The organism is Snodgrassella sp. W8135, from assembly GCF_016101225.1.
Classification (GTDB): Bacteria; Pseudomonadota; Gammaproteobacteria; order Burkholderiales; family Neisseriaceae; genus Snodgrassella; species Snodgrassella alvi.
In genome coordinates this window covers 1,220,878-1,238,938 of the sequence record NZ_JACFQX010000001.1, presented here as the reverse complement: position 1 = coordinate 1,238,938, position 18,061 = coordinate 1,220,878, and the positions used below count along the sequence as shown (strand labels likewise).

At 41.8% G+C, this 18,061-nt stretch carries 11 protein-coding genes; 8 read left to right on the top strand and 3 right to left on the bottom strand.

Going from position 1 to position 18,061, the window contains the following annotated elements; genetic code table 11:
* The first annotated feature begins 29 nt into the window (after window positions 1-29).
* Window positions 30-2,324 carry an ATP-dependent Clp protease ATP-binding subunit ClpA gene (gene clpA / locus H3T75_RS05540; protein ID WP_198211215.1) on the top strand — a complete coding sequence of 765 codons (2,295 nt, stop codon included), beginning with the start codon at window positions 30-32 and terminating at the stop codon, window positions 2,322-2,324.
* Between the two features lie 222 nt (window positions 2,325-2,546).
* On the opposite strand, the gene H3T75_RS05535 is transcribed toward clpA, so the two are convergent.
* From H3T75_RS05535 to H3T75_RS05525, 3 genes are all read right to left on the bottom strand, one after another.
* Window positions 2,547-4,130 carry a phosphoethanolamine transferase gene (locus H3T75_RS05535; protein WP_084551605.1) on the bottom strand — a complete coding sequence of 528 codons (1,584 nt, stop codon included), beginning with the start codon at window positions 4,128-4,130 and terminating at the stop codon, window positions 2,547-2,549.
* Between the two features lie 7 nt (window positions 4,131-4,137).
* A complete protein-coding gene (locus tag H3T75_RS05530; RefSeq protein WP_198211214.1) occupies window positions 4,138-5,139 on the bottom strand; it encodes a 2Fe-2S iron-sulfur cluster-binding protein in 1,002 nt (333 codons plus the stop codon).
* A gap of 183 nt (window positions 5,140-5,322) precedes the next feature.
* Entirely contained in the window at window positions 5,323-6,120 is a 798-nt protein-coding gene (locus tag H3T75_RS05525) for a basic amino acid ABC transporter substrate-binding protein (RefSeq protein ID WP_084551603.1), read from the bottom strand.
* Between the two features lie 243 nt (window positions 6,121-6,363).
* On the opposite strand from H3T75_RS05525, the gene panC reads away from it, so the two are divergent.
* From panC to H3T75_RS05490, 7 genes are all read left to right on the top strand, one after another.
* Window positions 6,364-7,203, top strand: coding sequence for a pantoate--beta-alanine ligase (gene panC / locus H3T75_RS05520; protein ID WP_037391876.1), 840 nt, complete (start codon window positions 6,364-6,366; stop codon window positions 7,201-7,203).
* A gap of 53 nt (window positions 7,204-7,256) precedes the next feature.
* The gene (locus H3T75_RS10895; protein ID WP_232339909.1) at window positions 7,257-10,943 is read left to right on the top strand and encodes a DNA translocase FtsK; all 3,687 of its coding nucleotides are present in this window, start codon (window positions 7,257-7,259) and stop codon (window positions 10,941-10,943) included.
* 773 nt (window positions 10,944-11,716) lie between these two features.
* Window positions 11,717-12,094 carry a DUF805 domain-containing protein gene (locus H3T75_RS05510; protein ID WP_084550842.1) on the top strand — a complete coding sequence of 126 codons (378 nt, stop codon included), beginning with the start codon at window positions 11,717-11,719 and terminating at the stop codon, window positions 12,092-12,094.
* A 496-nt stretch (window positions 12,095-12,590) separates the two neighbouring features.
* Entirely contained in the window at window positions 12,591-14,522 is a 1,932-nt protein-coding gene (locus tag H3T75_RS05505) for a histidine kinase (RefSeq protein ID WP_084550840.1), read from the top strand.
* Window positions 14,523-14,539: 17 nt separating this feature from the next.
* Window positions 14,540-15,193 (top strand): response regulator transcription factor, encoded by a 654-nt coding sequence (locus H3T75_RS05500; protein WP_174830023.1) that lies wholly within the window; start codon window positions 14,540-14,542, stop codon window positions 15,191-15,193.
* A 189-nt stretch (window positions 15,194-15,382) separates the two neighbouring features.
* A complete protein-coding gene (locus H3T75_RS05495; protein ID WP_110414136.1) occupies window positions 15,383-16,606 on the top strand; it encodes a nitrate/nitrite transporter in 1,224 nt (407 codons plus the stop codon).
* Between the two features lie 12 nt (window positions 16,607-16,618).
* The gene (locus H3T75_RS05490) at window positions 16,619-17,989 is read left to right on the top strand and encodes a NarK family nitrate/nitrite MFS transporter (RefSeq protein ID WP_078474597.1); all 1,371 of its coding nucleotides are present in this window, start codon (window positions 16,619-16,621) and stop codon (window positions 17,987-17,989) included.
* Window positions 17,990-18,061: the final 72 nt, after the last annotated feature.

The window sequence follows — 18,061 nt, the reverse complement described above, 5'->3', positions numbered from 1 at the left end:
GATAACGTTACTTTGTCAGGAGGTCGGATATGATTTCGGCACAGCTTGAAAAAATTCTGCAATATGTTTATGCCGAGGCTCGTAGCCGTGCCTTCGAATTTATTGGAGTGGAACATTTATTGCTCGGCCTGTTGCAACAAAGTGAAGATGTTAGTGAAGTATTACAGGCTGTGGGTGTAGACAATCATTTGCTGGCTAAACAGTTACAACAGAGTATTTATGAAAACACTCCGGTTTTGCCGGATAATGAGCTGGAACAGTCTGAATTACAGCCTACACTGGGTTTTCAGCGGGTTTTACAGCAGGCTATCGTGCATGTACGTGCGGCTCAGGCAAAAGGAGAGGTAACGCCGGTTGATGTATTGGTTGCGATAATGTCGGAAAAAGACAGTCATGCTGTCTATTTTATTGAATCGCAATCAGTAACCCGTCTGGATGTGCTGCGATATCTGACACTGGGTAATCATCGTTTTTCTCAGGATAAAAATACCGAGCAGAATAATGAAACAGAAGCAGCCAAAGCAGAGGCAAAAGCACTCGAACTGTATACAGTGAATCTTAATATGGAGGTAATGGCCGGACGTATTGATCCGTTAATCGGACGCAATGAAGAAATGCAGCGTCTGATTCAGACATTGTGTCGACGGCGCAAAAACAATCCATTACTGGTAGGTGAGGCTGGTGTAGGTAAAACTGCTCTGGCAGAAGGACTGGCCTATCTGCTGGTGAATGAAAAGGTACCTGAATCTATTAAGGGGTCAGTAGTTTTTTCTCTGGATATGGGCGCACTGCTGGCCGGTACCAAATATCGTGGTGATTTTGAAGCACGCCTGAAAGCAGTAATCAAAGAATTAAGTGAGCTGGATAAAGCTGTATTGTTTGTTGATGAAATTCATACCATCATCGGAGCCGGCAGTGTATCCGGCGGGACAATGGATGCATCCAATCTGCTTAAGCCCGCGTTAGCTAAAGGAAGTATGCGCTGTATTGGCGCCACTACGTATCAGGAATACCGTACTATTTTTGATAAGGATCATGCATTAAGCCGGCGTTTTCAGAAAATAGATGTAGTAGAACCTTCCGTACCGGAAACGGTACAGATATTGCAGGGCTTACGTCCGGCATTTGAGCACTTTCATCAGGTACGTTATACCCGTGCAGCATTACAGGCTGCTGCTGAGTTATCCGCACGCTATATAAACGAGCGATTTCTGCCTGATAAGGCGATTGATATCATTGATGAGGCAGCTGCTGCACAAAAAATTCAGCCGAAATCCAGACAGCGTAAAGTTATCGGACGGGCTGAGATTGAGGCTATTGTCGCTAAGGTGGCACGTATTCCGGAAACTGCTGTTTCTCATGATGATAAGCAGGTATTGCGTTTTCTGGCCGATAACCTGAAAGCAAAAGTTTTTGGACAGGATCAGGCTATTGATGTACTGGCTGCATCAATAAAAATGGCTCGTTCCGGTTTGAAACCGGCTGATAAGCCGATTGGCAGTTTTCTGTTTGCCGGGCCTACCGGCGTCGGTAAAACTGAGGTTGCCAGACAGCTGGCGCAGTTGCTGGATTTACCATTACTACGCTTTGATATGTCTGAATATATGGAACGGCATGCAGTTTCGCGTTTGATTGGTTCACCGCCGGGCTATGTTGGATACGAGCAGGGTGGATTGTTAACTGACGCGGTGAATAAACAGCCGTATTGTGTGTTACTGCTGGATGAAATTGAAAAAGCCCATCCTGATGTATTTAATGTGCTGTTACAAGTGATGGATTATGCCAAACTCACAGATAATAATGGACGTAGTGCGGATTTTCGTAATGTAATTGTCATTATGACCACTAATGCAGGTGCTGCCGAGCTTGCCAGACCGAATCTTGGATTTACCGGTCAGCGTGAACAGTCTGACAGTTTGATTGCTATTAAGAATACTTTTACTCCTGAATTTCGCAATCGCCTGGATGCTATTGTTCTATTTAAGGCATTGGATGAACAAATTATTGCGAAAGTGGTTGATAAGTTCTTGCTGGCTCTGGAACAGCAGTTATTGTCTAAACAGGTTGTGGCAGAATTTACACCGGCTCTGCGTGTTTTTCTGGCTAAAAATGGTTTTGATGCAGCAATGGGTGCGCGTCCGATGCATCGTCTGATACAGGAACGTATCCGTAAATTGCTGGCAGATGAATTGCTGTTCGGAAGGTTAAGTGAGGGCGGTGCTGTGCTTATAGATTATCTTCCGCAGTCAGATGAAGTAGTACTGGATTTTGCGGATTCTCAGGAAGCTGATCAGAACAAATTTGAATCAGTAACAATTGAATAATTATGTTAAGAATGTCAAAATTAAGATAAAAAAAAGTGTGGCGAAGAGCCACACTTAAACACACACATCAAGAGGAAACCAATCAAAGTAAATTCATTATAATGTTTTTGTTCAGAAGTGTTTTGATTCATATCAAATGTAAAGCTTTAATCTGAAATTATTTGAAAAATTTAATCTCTCTGCTTTGTAAAAAAACAGAGAGATTGTTTTTTTATGTAATTGTCACTGCAATTGTGCAGGGAGAGGATCGTTTTGCAGCTTATCTACAGGTTGTAACCGCTGATTGAGATCCAGAACCTCTAGCTGAGTACTGTCCGTTTCACTGAAAAATTGTTTACTATACGGCAGTTGTGGGGTGCTGATTCCCAGCCATTGTGCAACTCCATCCAGCAATTCTAAACCGCTGCGCCGTGCTTTGTTACGTAATTGTCCAGTTTGATTACTGCTGATAATCACTAATGGAACATGATAGTTCTGATAGAAGTGATCATTATGACGAAGAATACTTTCAGAACGCACGATGCTGTTTTTTTCATAACTGTTTTTATCGTGACTTAAACCGTGATCGCTGAAATACAACATACTGAATGGCTGACCGCTGTGCTGTAATGCACTATATATCTGACTTAGTAAATTGTCTGTCTGCCGGATAGTGTCAATATAGCAGTTACTGTTGTTATTATCGACATAGTGATGCGCTGGTTGTGGAAGACGGTCGCACGGATTAGGATGAGAACCCATGATATGCAGCACAATCAGCCGTGACCGATTCGCAGGCAGTGGCTGATTTAAAACTTTTTGCAGCGGTGCAATAAGTTGATCATCAAAGCTGCGTATACCAAAATCGTATCCGGTTGTTTTCAGAAAAGTCACCTGATTTGCCTGATGAGCAATAGTGGAAATTGATGTATCGTATTGTCCGAGAGCCCCCTGATTAGATAACCAGACAGTATCCATACCGGCTTTCTTAGCCAGAGTAATAACATTATTCTGAATGCTGAAAGGTTTGCCATGGCTTAGCGTTAAGCCGTGTAATAATGAAATAGGCGTGTTGGGGCCGGCAGACAGCATATTATCCATAACAATATTGGCATGTTTATCCAGAAATGGTGTATCTGCATATTTAAAGCCATACAGATGCATATAGTCTGCACGTACACTTTCACCGATAATTAGTACATAGTTACGATAAATCTGATGGCTGCTGCTGATTTGCCAGTTGTCAGGTTTGGCTAAATCCTGCTTCATTTTTGCCAGTGCAGCAAAATAGGCTCGTGGTTGCAGATAGGCATCTGCTAAAAATTCCACTGGTTGTGCGCGCAACGCAAAACCACCGGTTGTATAGCCCTTACGTGCTGTCTGTACTGTCATTACTATTAGAATCAGTACCAGCGGAATACTCCAGTAAAAGCGCCAGCGAGGTGCTGCGGCTTTACGATTAAAACGTACAATAAACAGCGGAACGGCAGCCAGTAAAATAGTAGCAAGGTAGGTGTGCCATGGAATAGCACATATATATTCACTTGCTTCACTGGCGGTTGTGCTTAATAACGAAGCAACAATACCAAAACTTGGCCGGCCGTACAGAGTAGCAGTAGGGTGGTATAAAAGAATAATAATAGCACTTAACCACATCAGCCAGCGCCATACGCTCGGGAAGAAACGCTGTAAAAGCAGCATAAGCAGCCAGGTTTCAATAATCCGGTTAGGATTCGGCGGATAAGCCAGCGCATAAATCATTACCAGACTGTAAATAAGTAATAACAAAATCATCAGCAGATAATGTTTACGAGGTGTCAGTTTCATAAATAACTCAGGATGCAGGAGTAAAATTATCGGCAAAGAAAGCTGTTTCTGCCAGAGCAGCCTGTTTGAAGAATAAGGATTGTGCGCTGGCAATCATTTGCGGATGTCCGCATGCATATACTTCATGGTTGCTCATGTCAGGATAATCATTTAAAGCGATATCCTGTACATACCCTCGAGCTCCTTTCCAGGCTGATTCCGGACGGGCCAGTACCGCTGTCCACTTTGCCTGAACCAATTTGGCGCAGAGTTTGTCCAATAAGGTAGCATCGTACAAATTTTCTTCTGCGGCTACTCCCCAGTATACATGGATAGCCTGCCGGTATTGTTGTTCAGCCAGAGTATTCAGCATAGCTTCAATTGGCGCAATACCAGTACCAGATGCCAGCATAATTAATGGTTTTTGCTGTTTACTCAGTTGAAAGCTGCCTAAAGGTCCGTGAATGTGAATAATATCTTTTTGCTGAAGCCGTCCGTCAAATAATTGTTCAGAAAAAACACCACCCGTATGGCGGCGGACATGAATAACCAGCTGACGAGTATCAGTATTAAAACCGGCGATGGAGTAACTGCGGCGTAAATTATCAGCGAGAACAATATCGACATATTGTCCGGCTGTAAAATTAAACTGTTTTTTTAGCGGCAGTTTCAGGGTAATAATGGCTACATTGGCACAATAGCGAATATCATCAATCCGCGCATTCAGCGTTTGAACCGGCTGATTATTTTTACCCAGATAATTGGGTAGATAAAGTGTTATATCACTTTCAGCACTCTGACAGCATAATAAAATATCCTGCTGATTGCTGTCTTTACTGTTCAAGGCCGCCTGTGAATTGATTTCAGTAGTTTTGCCCTCGGTCAGTTGCGCCTTGCAGGCACCACAACAGCCACTTTTACAGGCATGCGGCAGCATAATACCGTTTTCAATAGCCGCATTAAGCAGTGATTCCCCTTGTTTTGCGTAAAAAGTTTCACTTGCCGGTAAAACAGTTATCCGATAACTCATATCTGTTTTATATTATTTTAAAGAAAACGGCTATTTTAGAACCTTGCCAGATAAAAGCCAAATCAGGAGGTAAAAAGTGATAATAAATGCCGCAGCGCAGATTACATTATTATTTAATGAAAAAAGCCTGTTATGTTAATAACAGGCTTATCATGAATACTGCCTGAAAAGGCAGGGAAAGATTTAATTAGAAAAGTATTTGGCGTAGATTTTGTCGTACTCGCCACTGGCACGAATTTTTTTCAATGCATCATTCAGTTTTTCTACTGTGGCTGTATCACCTTTGCGTACCACGAATCCATAATGGTCTACACCAAATTCCGGTACCTTATTAATAGTAAATTTATCAGCACCGTTGGCTTTAACATAATTACTGATAACAGCACCATCTGAAACCATGGCCTCAACTCCGCCATTTTCCAGCTCTTTAATGGCTAAAGGTACACTATCAAAACGGGCAATTTTGGTACTTTGGGCACCAAGTATTTTCTGAACGGCCAGATCACCGGTCTGACCACTTGCAACAGCTACCCGCTGCATATTATTTAACTCTGCCAGAGAATGAAAGGTTTTTGCTTTCGGTGTCAGTACCATCATAGAAATATCAAAGTACGGATCGCTGAAAGTCATACTTTGTTTACGTTCATCAGTGATGGTTACCCCGGAAGCTACTATATCTAAATCGCCATTATTTAAACTGGCAAACAGACCATCCCAGGGCTGGTCTTTAAACTGTATTTTGAAATTACCGGCTTTAGCCATTGCGGTAAGCAAGTCAATATCAAAACCGGTAAGTGAACCATTAGCGGTACGTGACTCGAAAGGGGCAAATTCGGCATTTGTACCCACAATATAAGTTTTATCGGCACTAGACTGTGCAGGTGCAGATGCAGATTCTGAATTATTTTTACTTCCGCCACAGGCTGTTAGCACCAGTGCAGAGCACATGGCCGCAGCGGCGAACCAGTGTTTGATTTTCATAAATGCTCCTTAAGTTCAGATGGGTTAATTGGCTAAGGAAGATGTTCTATACAAAAATTTACATTTGATAATATGCATCCTTACTGCCATGTCTGGTTTGATAGTAACATATTTAAATGATGACACAAGCTTTACAGATACTCTGTAATGTAGGTTTGCAGTGTTATAATTTCACTCTCACATATACAAGACATTTATTAACAGTATATAAATTATGTGTGTTTTAGTTTTACAGGATAATTTATGCATATAATACATACCATTGCTGAAATGCGTTCATGGCGCAGGCAGGCTAAACGCGTAGCCTTGGTACCGACTATGGGTAATCTGCATGAAGGTCATTTGTCACTGGTACGTACAGCTAAAGCTTATGCAGATTCAGTGGTAGTAAGTATATTTGTTAACAGGATACAGTTTGGTGCCGGGGAAGATTTTGATAAATATCCGCGTACTTTAGAGCAGGATGCAGAAAAACTTAAAGCAGCTGGTGCTGATGTGGTATTTGCACCTGATGAAAGCGAGCTTTATCCAAATGGTGTGCAGAGTTATTTTGTTGAACCGCCGGCAATCCAGAATGAGTTATGCGGGCGCAGCCGTCCGGGTCATTTTCGCGGGGTGGCGACAATAGTAACTAAATTGTTTAATATTGTTCAACCTGATGTAGCCTGTTTTGGTAAAAAAGACTATCAGCAACTGGCTGTGATAAAAGGCATGGTTCAGGATCTGAATATGAATATAGAAATCATTCCGGTAGAAATTGAACGAGCACAAACCGGTTTGGCTTTATCCAGCCGTAATGGTTATCTTTCGGCACAGGAGCATGTACAGGCAGCACAGTTGTTTGCACAGTTACAAAATATTGCCGATGCAATTAAGCTGGGAAATACTAACTTTTCGGCTTTGGAAAATAGTGCCGCAACGTATTTGCAACAAAATGGATGGCAGGTTGATTATATTGAAATCAGGCAGGCACAAACGCTGACAAAAGCTCAGATATCCGATAAAAATCTGGTTATTCTGGCTGCTGCAATCTTGGGAACTACCCGTTTAATTGATAATATAGAAGTCAATTTGTCGCATTAATAATAAAAATAGTCTGTTAACCAGATATTAACCATAAGGCAGCGTGAACACGTATGTGGTGGATTGTATTAATACTGTTAATTATTGCTATAGGCGCTTTATTCTGGTGGCGTAATATTCAGGAACGCAAATGGCAACTGGAATTGACCTATCTGACTCGCTATGAAAACCGGTTTCAGGCAGGTCAGTTTCCGGTATTGAAGGTTGCCAGACCCTCTTTGAAAAGCCGTATTTCTTATCTGGCGCAAAAGCTTGTACAGCGCAATCAGACAGTTCAAAGTTCAGCGCAACAAGAACAACCGTCAGAATCAGAACTGCAAAAGACTAAATCTGAAGCAATAGATACTGTAAATAATCATGAAGAAATTCACTCGGCTGTACCGGCTAATAGTACTGGTGAGAGCTGTCAGCCAGAACAACAGACTGAAAAATCGGAATCTGAACCGGTTACTCCTCAGATTACAGTTATTGAATCCGCCCCTATACCGGTAAAAAGTGAAACGGAAAAAACAGTCAGTGAAAATGAAGATAGTTTACAAGACACAGCCGAAACTGATAATGAATTGCCGGTAATAAAGGATAACCCTTTGTTTCCGGTTAAATTGTTTAAATCTTTAAAAGAAGATACTGCCGAAAAAGAAGATGCTGCCGATGGTAATGATATTCATGCTGAAGCTGTGGCCGAAGAAAATATTTTGCCGGATACAGACGAAGAGACTGATATCGATAATGATGATCAGACAGATCAAAACATACTGATTACCAGTGATGAGCATGCTGAAACCGCTGTGGTGTTCCCTCCGGATAAAAATCTGGAAGTAATTACTCTGGCAGAAGCTACCCGTAAAGTGGCAACTCATCCGCTTACTGATACGGTTAGTGAACAGGCGCCTGCTCTTGAAGTTATTCAGCTTAAATGGCAGTACAAACCTTTAAACAGTCAGAATCAGCAGCGCAATCGCAATGCGAAAGAAATTACTGTCGATGATCCGATATTAAATAAAGTTCGTTCGCGTACTAAAGCCGAACAGGCTGCTTTGTTAAAAGCCCGGGCATTAAAAAATTTTGATTTGGATGATTTACAACAGGCTACCCATCACAAACTGGGTAATTCTGTTGGTGCTCCTTCGCACCTGCCGCATTCTGTAACTACTATTCCTGAGCAGTCAGTTCATGAGCATAGACTCGGGAGAGAACATAATGGTGTGCAAATTATTAACGAAGAAGATATTCGTTTGAATCTGCTGCGTCAGCGACTGGCAAGACAGCGCCATCACGAAAATGCCCAGCAGTTTAATTCTGGTTATAGCATACCAGTAATAGCTGAAGATGAAATATATGCGAATCTGGCCAAAACCGATTCACCGGTGAACAAACAGAAATTTCAGCGACCGGTAGTCAGAGAAAGTGTTATTCCGGCAGCTGCACGTATCGGTAAAAGCCATACAGTAAAAATGACGGCACCCGTAGCTGATATGTCTGCAGACAAAGGTTTTACCGATGCCGCCGGCAGTGCACAGGCACCACTGTCAACCAGATTTACACCTTTTCATTCCATGCCGCCAACATCTATTACTACAGTTGCGGCTGGAAATGCTCCTGTAGCAGAAAATTACACCAGCAGTAATGCTGACTATAGCGATTCTTTTAATCGGCAGCCAGTACAGCAGAATGAAAATTTCACTGAGAATCTGCGCCCGAGAAGAAGTCTGTTTCATTATTCTCAGGATATGCCAACAGTAAAGCAGGCAGTAACTGTCAATAATAATTCAGAAAATTCTTATTATGAGAATTCTGATTTTAGTATTGGAAACGCTTCCTATCTATCTGATGATAGTGATGGAGATGTTGCTGTGGCGGAAACTCCGATATTGGCTACAGAAGATCCGTTTTTCGCTGAAATTGAAGAGCAGACAGAAACGCCAGATTATTTCCCTTTGCATGAACATTACAACGAAGAAGAAGCTAATACAGATATATCTGCATTTTTGCCAAAGGTTGAAACTCAACCGCAAGGCAGTTCGGAAGTTGTTAATCATGTCGAAGTCATTGAAAAAGATGAACAACAAACTGAATCAGTACCGGTTGTCGAAAGCGCCGGAGTAGTTATCCGAAATAACCGGCAGTCACTACCCACAGAACAAAAAAACTATAGTGCTCAGCCATCGCAAACTGCTATCGGTATGGCACTGCAAAAAGCTTTACATAAGACAGCGGCCGTCACACCGGTGCATAAACCACAGTTAAAACCTATGCTGCCGGGGATGGATTTATTATTACCACCATATTATGATCCCGCGGCACAACAAAGTGAAGAAACCTTGCTGGAAAATGGTATCACCATCGAAGAAAAACTGGCTGAATTTAAAGTCAAAGTTCGTGTCATCGATGCATTTGCCGGCCCGGTCATTACTCGTTATGAAATTGAACCGGCACAGGGCGTTCGCGGTAGTCAGGTAGTTAATCTGGAAAAAGATTTAGCACGCAGTCTGGGCTTTGCTTCTATCCGGGTAGTCGAAACGATTCCGGGCAAAACCTGTATGGGACTGGAATTACCTAACCCCAAACGACAGATTATCCGTCTTAGTGAGATCTTTTCAGCTTCGGTATTTCAGCAATCCCGTTCTAAATTGACGCTCGCTCTTGGTCAGGGTATTACCGGTCAGCCTGTGGTAACGGATTTGGCTAAAGCACCACATCTTTTGGTAGCCGGAACAACAGGTTCTGGTAAGTCGGTAGGTGTTAATGCCATGATACTGTCTTTGCTGTTTAAAGCCACACCTGAAGATGTACGCCTGATTATGATTGATCCGAAAATGCTTGAATTGAGCATATATGAAGGTATCCCTCATCTGCTGGCGCCTGTGGTTACGGATATGAAGCTGGCTGCCAATGCGCTGACCTGGTGCGTAAACGAGATGGAAAAACGCTACCGGCTGATGAGTCATGCAGGTGTGCGTAATCTGGCCGGATTCAATCAGAAAATTGCTGAACTGGGTGCACGCAATCAAAAACTGTTTAATCCGTTCTCACTTACGCCGGATAATCCTGAACCACTGGAAAAATTGCCTTTTATTGTTGTGATTGTTGATGAATTTGCCGATTTGATGATGACAGCCGGCAAAAAAATTGAAGAACTTATTGCGCGTCTGGCGCAAAAAGCCCGTGCTGCCGGTATTCATTTGATACTGGCTACCCAGCGTCCCAGTGTAGATGTTATAACCGGACTGATAAAAGCTAATATTCCAACCCGTATTGCTTTTCAGGTATCCAGTAAAGTAGACAGTCGCACCATTCTTGATCAGATGGGCGCTGAAAACTTGCTCGGACAGGGGGATATGCTGTTTTTACCACCGGGTACCGCCTATCCGGAGCGTGTACATGGGGCCTTTGTCGCCGATGAAGAAGTGCATCGGGTAGTACATTATCTGAAACAGTTTGGCGAACCCCAATATATTGATGATATTTTAACTGCCGGGGTCAGTGATGATGATATGTTCAGCAATGCATCGTCACGCAGTAGCGATGATGAGATTGATCCTCTGTATGATGAAGCAGTGGCGCTGGTAATTAAAACTCGTAAGGCAAGTATTTCTTCTGTACAAAGACAATTGCGCATCGGTTATAACCGTGCTGCACGTCTGGTTGAACAAATGGAAGCAGAAGGAATTGTCTCTGCCGCAGAAGGCAATGGCAATCGTACCGTGCTGGCTCCGCAGAGTAATCATCTGGATGGATAATCTTTTAAAAATAAGTTTGTTTCTGCCGATTTCTTAAACGCATATTTTTATATGCGTTTTTTTATATCAATATGAAATGTAACCCTATATTATGTACAAGTATTTTATTAAAGTGATGATTTTAAAAAACAGTATTGCTGCATAATAGTTAATATCAGTATTCAGCATCTGATGAAAAATTTAATAAAATAATATTTAGTAGTAAAGTATGTTTAGTATCAATTTATAGTATTGAATATTTCAATTACTGATATGTAGATATTTATAAAATAAACGATAAATAGAAGATTTAAACTAAATTTTTCAGTCTGAATATTAAACCAATTAAGTATTTGAGTTAATTCTTTGTATTTATTTGTATGATTAAAATGAATTGATTGTAATAATGTTGTTTAATTTATACATTTTACAGCCTTTTTTTAATAAAATGTCATATTTATTAAGAATTGTCTGCTACGCTGAAACGCGGTCTATGCTTAAATAATGTCAAACAATTAATTAATTTTGATTTGTACGTATAAAAACGCAAATAAATATACAAATATATTAATTAAAGTATATAAATTCTCATAATTGATAAATTATAAAAATATATATATATCAATTCTCATTAATAAATAAATATTGTAAGTAATTGTTTTTAAAGTTAAGTTGTTTGAATCGTTTATAGATAAGTCTTAAGATAAATCGGCAATGTTTGAAATATAAATCCTAATTTCAAAATTTATATATTTATATAAATGAAAATATATTAATTATCTGGAGATGAATTTATGATTGAATCTTACAAACGATTCTGGCATAACATTCTAAATTTTTCAGGGACTTCTAATCGTGCTGATTATTGGTGGCCGATTGTGATTAACTATGTTCTTGGAATAATTTTGACGTATGCAGTTGAAAAAATGCTCGGACATCCGATTAATGATATCTATACATGGGGCGACTGGACGATTGATTTTGTCTTTCTGGTAGTCTGCTTTGCTGTGTGGATAGCGACTTTGTCACTTCAGTTCAGACGGCTGCATGATACAAACCGTTCTGCATGGTGGATTCTGATTACTCTTATACCGATCATCGGGCAAATTTGGTTTATTATACTGATGTTGTTGCCAGGTAGGCCAAACCGTTTTGAGCAAAGATTATTCTAGTGCTTTTTGGTAATTTGGTTTACAGTAATAGCTCAGTATTACTTAAATTGCCCGTTTGATAGCTTAGTCTTATTTTTTCTTTTTACCAGCAGCTTATTTCACTTGAAATTAAGCTGCTGGATAAATATCTTAATTGTTATTGCTAAAAATATATTATTTATTGATTTAAATAATTTTTTGATACTAGATATCTACAGCACTCATTGAGCATTCTTCATATTCTGCGTTGGCTCATTAACACTGAATCAAATATTTTCCATTGCTGAATACTTTTATCAGCCAATATCAATAATGTTAATACTTTCAGAACAATAAAATATGGCGGTTCCATAAGCAGACCAGTCTGTTTGCTCAATATCAAATTCGGAGATGCAATACTTAATAAAATCCAAAATTAAACAATGTATAAATTTACTCTTATCAAAGTTTAAATAAATATCAAAGATATATTTTGACTTTTGCGTTATAGTGCTGCCAGTTTTCTGATTGGGGTGTTATGAAAAATCTGTGGCAAAAGTTTGATCGGTCGTTTTTACGCGGACAGAAGTTATCAAAAGTCCTGGTTGTGCTGATTGCTGTGTGGCTGTTTCTGGCTACCAGTCTGGTAGGGTTGTCGTTGAATACCTCATGGCGGCTGGAAGAGCTGGGAATGGCAATCAATGAAGCCGGCAGTCTGCGCAAGCGGGTGTTTTATATGGTACTGGTCACGAAAACACCGGGTGCAGAGCAGCAGTTTGCGGATGAAAAGCGTCAATTTAAGGAAATACTTGGTCATTTATACGAATTGCATGATACCGGTGTTATGAACGGCCAGCGCCATAAACAGTTATTAACCCAAGTTCAGGAAATTGAGGAGCAGTTGCAGGATTTTCTTGCTGACCGTGAAGCTTATTTACAGGGCAGACTAAGCGGAGAAGCTTTCCTTGCTCAGGCCAGAGAATTCACTGCGGTAATTGACCGGCTGGTTTTGCTTATTGAGCAAGATAATACGCACAATATTAGGCTGTTGCGCTGGCTACAGGCGCTAGTATTAATGATGGCTGTACTATCTGCGATTGTGTCTTTGCTGTTACTGCATCATTTGGTCATTTCGCCGCTATTACGTCTGAATCAGGGCATCAGTCAGATTGGTAAGGGTTATTTTGATACACGCCTGAAAGTGGGTACGGCCAATGAGTTCGGGCAGGTAGCACAGGGTTTTAATCTGATGGCCGCCAAATTGTATGAAGTATATGACACGCTGGAAAACCGGGTCGCTGAGCAAACGCAGGCAGTGGTTAAGCGTAATCGTGAGCTAGCGGTATTATATACTATGACCTCATTGTTTCAGGAACAGCATGATCTGACGGTGCTGGTACAAATATTTATGCATAAAATGAAGGCGTTTAGTGGTGCGGATGCCTGTGTGGTGCAGTTAAAAAATCGCCATTCACAGATGCTCGAAGTAGCCGGTTCGGACGGGCTGACAGAGGAGCAGGTAGATATGTTCCGTGATTATCGCTGTGATGGCGGGCGCTGTGTGCGGTTGCATCAGTCTGTGGTTAATTACAATAATCAATCGCTGGTCATTCATGAGGAAAATAATCATTGCTGTCAGATGCAGCAGGTTCTGCCGTTTTGTCTGACTTTTGCAGTGAAATCAGTAGATGATGAAATCGGTATGCTGCACTTGTTTGCATTGAAGCCATTTGCACTGAGTGAAGAAAATCAACGTCTGATTTCAACTGTTTGCAGCCAGTTCGGGATAGCGATTGAAAGTATGCGCCTGAATGAACTGGATAAGCAGATGGCGATACTGGAAGAGCGTAACCTGATGGCACAAGGATTGCATGATAGTATCGCGCAGTCGCTTTCATTTATGAATATGCAGATACAGGTACTGGAAAAATCTCTTGCAGAGCAGAAACAAGAGCAGGCTAAACAGACTCTGGATTTTATTCATGAGGGTATTCAGCAATGCTATGATGATGTACGCGAATTATTGTCAAATTTCCGGGTACGTCTGGTTTCAGAAGGGCTAATCAGTTCGTTGCAGGAGGTGATGAAAAGATTTGAACAACAAACAGATATTGTTGCAGACTGGTCGGTAGAAGGCGATGTGTATGAGGTAGAGTCGGATGTACAATTGCAGGTAGTGTTCATTGTGCAGGAAGCATTATCAAATGTACGTAAACATGCGCATGCTGATGCTGTGCGGGTGAAGCTGGTATATCTGGCTGATCGCCTGAATCTCTGTATTGAAGATAACGGAATAGGTTTTGCCGAGGATACGCTCATTCAGAAGGGGCTGCACGGGCATGTGGGGGTACATATCATGAAAGAACGAGCCGGCAAAATTAATGGAGAATTAAAAATATTTGCACGTGAAAATAACGGGGTATGTGTAGAGTTGATGGTGCCGCGTCAGTATATTCATGCGCAGGAATAATTTTTGGGAATTTAATAATGCTTAATAAAAATAAGTACCGGATTCTGATTGTCGATGATCACACTTTGTTTCGGCGTGGTTTGCGTGCACTGATTGATAGTTGTGAGCGTTTTGAGGTGGTCGGTGAAGCCACAGACGGGCTTGAAGGGGTAAAAATGCAGCAACAGCTCCAGCCGGATGCTGTACTCCTTGATCTGGATATGCCGGTAATGAGAGGACTTGAAGCACTACCGCAGATGATAAATCATAATCCGCAGCAGGTGGTGCTGATGCTGACAGTATCTGAAGATGGTAGCGATTTACTCGAATGTATGCGGCTAGGCGCCCGCGGATATCTGTTAAAAAATATTGATACGGAATTTTTGCTGGATAGTATTGAAAAAGCGATTAGCGGTGATAGTGTGTTATCGCCTGAAATGACAAGTAAGCTGGTAACAAGGTTGCGCAGGCAGGAGCAGGCTGACGAGAAAATTACTGAACCACTGACACCGCGCGAACGGGAAATTTTGCGCTGGCTGGCACGTGGGAATAGTAATAAGGTGATTGCGCGTAATCTGGATGTGACTGAAAGCACTATAAAAGTGCATGTTCAGAATATTTTACGCAAATTAAATGTAGCCAGCAGGGTGCAGGCTGCTGTCTATGCCATTGAGCATGGTCTGGATAAATAAACAAATGAGTTGAGTATCGGATAATAGCTACTGAATATCAGAATTTGATAAAGGCCTATTGAGTTTGTCAATAGGCCTTTTTGCTTATTTGGCGTTGTGCTTTCTGATTAATGATTTTGCTTCGGATGACTAATTGGATATGAAAAGGTGATTACGTACACTAAAGAGAATTATTAATGGGGGTACAGAATGGATTCTGGTGTTAGAAAATCGGTAACAGTGCTTACTTCCAGCACGATTGCATTTATTGTCTGTTTTATGATCTGGATGATATTTGCTGTTTTGGGAATACCTATCAAAAAACAATTACAACTTAGTGAAGCTGAATTTGGTTTGCTGGTAGCGATGCCTGTACTGTCCGGATCACTTATCCGGGTGCCTTTAGGTATCTGGACTGACCGTTTTGGCGGCCGTATTGTATTTTTTCTGCTGATGCTGTCATGTGTTCCGGCAGTTTGGCTGCTTGAATATGCACACACATACAGTCAGTTTCTCTGGATTGCGCTGTGGCTGGGATTAGTAGGCGGCTCATTTTCTGTTGGTACTCCTTATGTGGCCAAATGGTTTCGTAAGGAACGTCAAGGTTTGGCAATGGGTATTTTTGGAGCCGGTAATGCTGGTTCTGCCGTAAATAAGTTTCTGGCACCTGCATTGATTGCAGCATATGGCTGGCAGGCTGTACCCCGCGTATATGCCGTAATTTTGCTGGTTATTACAGTGCTGTTCTGGTTTTTCAGTTATCCGGAGCCTAAAGCAGCTTCTGCTAAACAGCCAAGTCTGAAAGCTCAGTTGTTATTAATGAAAAATCCGCAAGTGCTGAAATACAGTCAGCTGTATTCGGTAGTGTTTGGTGGCTATGTGGGTATTTCGCTGTGGATGGTGAATTACTATGTTAACGAATATAACTTCGGCTTAGCACAGGCCGGGTTGCTGGCTGCATGCTTCTCTCTGCCGGGGGGTGTACTGCGTGCGTTCGGTGGCTGGCTGTCTGATAAATACGGTGCCTATAAAGTTACTTGGGCTGTAATGTGGATTTGCGCAATTGCATTCTTTCTGTTGTCTTATCCGCAAACACAAATGTCTATTCGTACAGTGAATGGTCATCTGGATATGCATATTGGTTTAAATGCAACGATATTTACTGTGCTGCTGTTTGTGGTCGGTGTGGCTATGGCAATCGGTAAAGCTTCGGTATTCAAGTTTATTTCTGATGAGTTTCCGGATGATATGGGTACTGTTTCTGGTGTAGTGGGTCTGGCCGGGGGACTGGGCGGTTTTCTGTTGCCGATTATGTTTGGTCGGTTAGTAGACTGGACAGGTGTACGTTCTACCTCCTTCATGCTGATGTTTGGCACGGTATGTATCAGTTTAATCTGGATGCATTTTTCTCTGAAAAACCCTAAGCACCAATAAAGTGAGTTTGATATGGGTAAAGTTTTAAAAGATTGGCGGCCGGAAGATCAACAATTCTGGCAGTCAGGTGGTCGTGCAATAGCACGCAGAAATTTATGGATTTCCGTTCCTGCATTGTTACTGGCGTTTGCCATCTGGCAGGTATGGAGTGTGACGGTAGTAAAACTGCCACTGGTTGGATTTAAGTTCAGCAGCAATGAACTGTTCTGGCTGGCGGCCTTGCCGGCATTATCAGGTGCAACTTTACGAATTTTCTATTCATTTGTGATTCCGATTTTCGGGGGCCGCAAATGGACGACAATTTCTACAGCCAGTTTGCTGATTCCTGCACTGGGTTTGGGCTTTGCTGTACAGAATCCGAATACTTCTTATACAACGATGTTCATTCTGGCGCTTTTATGTGGTTTTGGCGGAGCAAATTTCAGTTCATCTATGTCCAATATCAGTCTGTTTTTCCCGAAATCGGAAAAAGGTCAGGCGATGGGGATTAATGCCGGTTTGGGCAATCTGGGCGTATCCGCAGTACAGATTGCTGTGCCACTGGCGATTACTAGCTGCCTGTTTGGTGCAATGGGCGGTGAGTCTCAGACAATTTCTACGCCACAGGGTTCTGCACAGGTTTGGTTGCAGAATGCGGGTTTTATCTGGGTACCATTTATTGTGCTCAGTACGCTGGCTGCATGGTTTGGGATGAATGATATTGGCAGCATGCATTCCTCACTAAAGGAACAGTTTGTCATTTTCAAGCGGTTGCACAACTGGATTTTATGCTGGCTTTATGTGGGCACGTTTGGTTCGTTTATCGGTTTTTCGGCTGCTTTCCCGTTATTAATCAGCCATTCTTTCCCGCATCTGGATGCAGTTAAATTTGCCTTTTTAGGTCCGTTTGTTGGTGCAGTACTGCGTGTCGTGGGTGGCTGGTTGTCTGACAAGATGTCTGCGGCAAAACTTACTGAAATCAGCTATGCCATGATGATTGTCGGGGTTATTGGCGTTCTGGTATTTCAGCCTATAGGCGGCAATGAAGGCAGTTTTGTTGGTTTTTTCTGTAGTTTTATGTTGCTGTTTGCCTTTAGCGGTATTGGTAACGGTTCAACTTATGCGCAGGTGCCGCGGATTTTCTCTCAGTTTCATCGTCATCTGCATCAGGGCGATGTTAAAACCTCAGAAGCTCATGCCACTAAAGAATCAGCTACGGTATTAGGCTTTATGGGCGCAATCGGTGCTTATGGTGGTTTTCTGATTCCGAAAAGTTTTGGTTCTTCGATTGAGGCGACAGGCAGCGCATCAGTGGCTTTATGGGGCTTTATTGTTTTCTATGTAAGCTGTCTGATAGTTAATTACTGGTTTTATGTTCGCAAACAATCAGTTACGAGTTGTTAATTTGAAGTGATCGCACCATTGTCATAGATAATGGTGCAGAAAAAATATAAATCAATAAGAAACTGTTTGAGG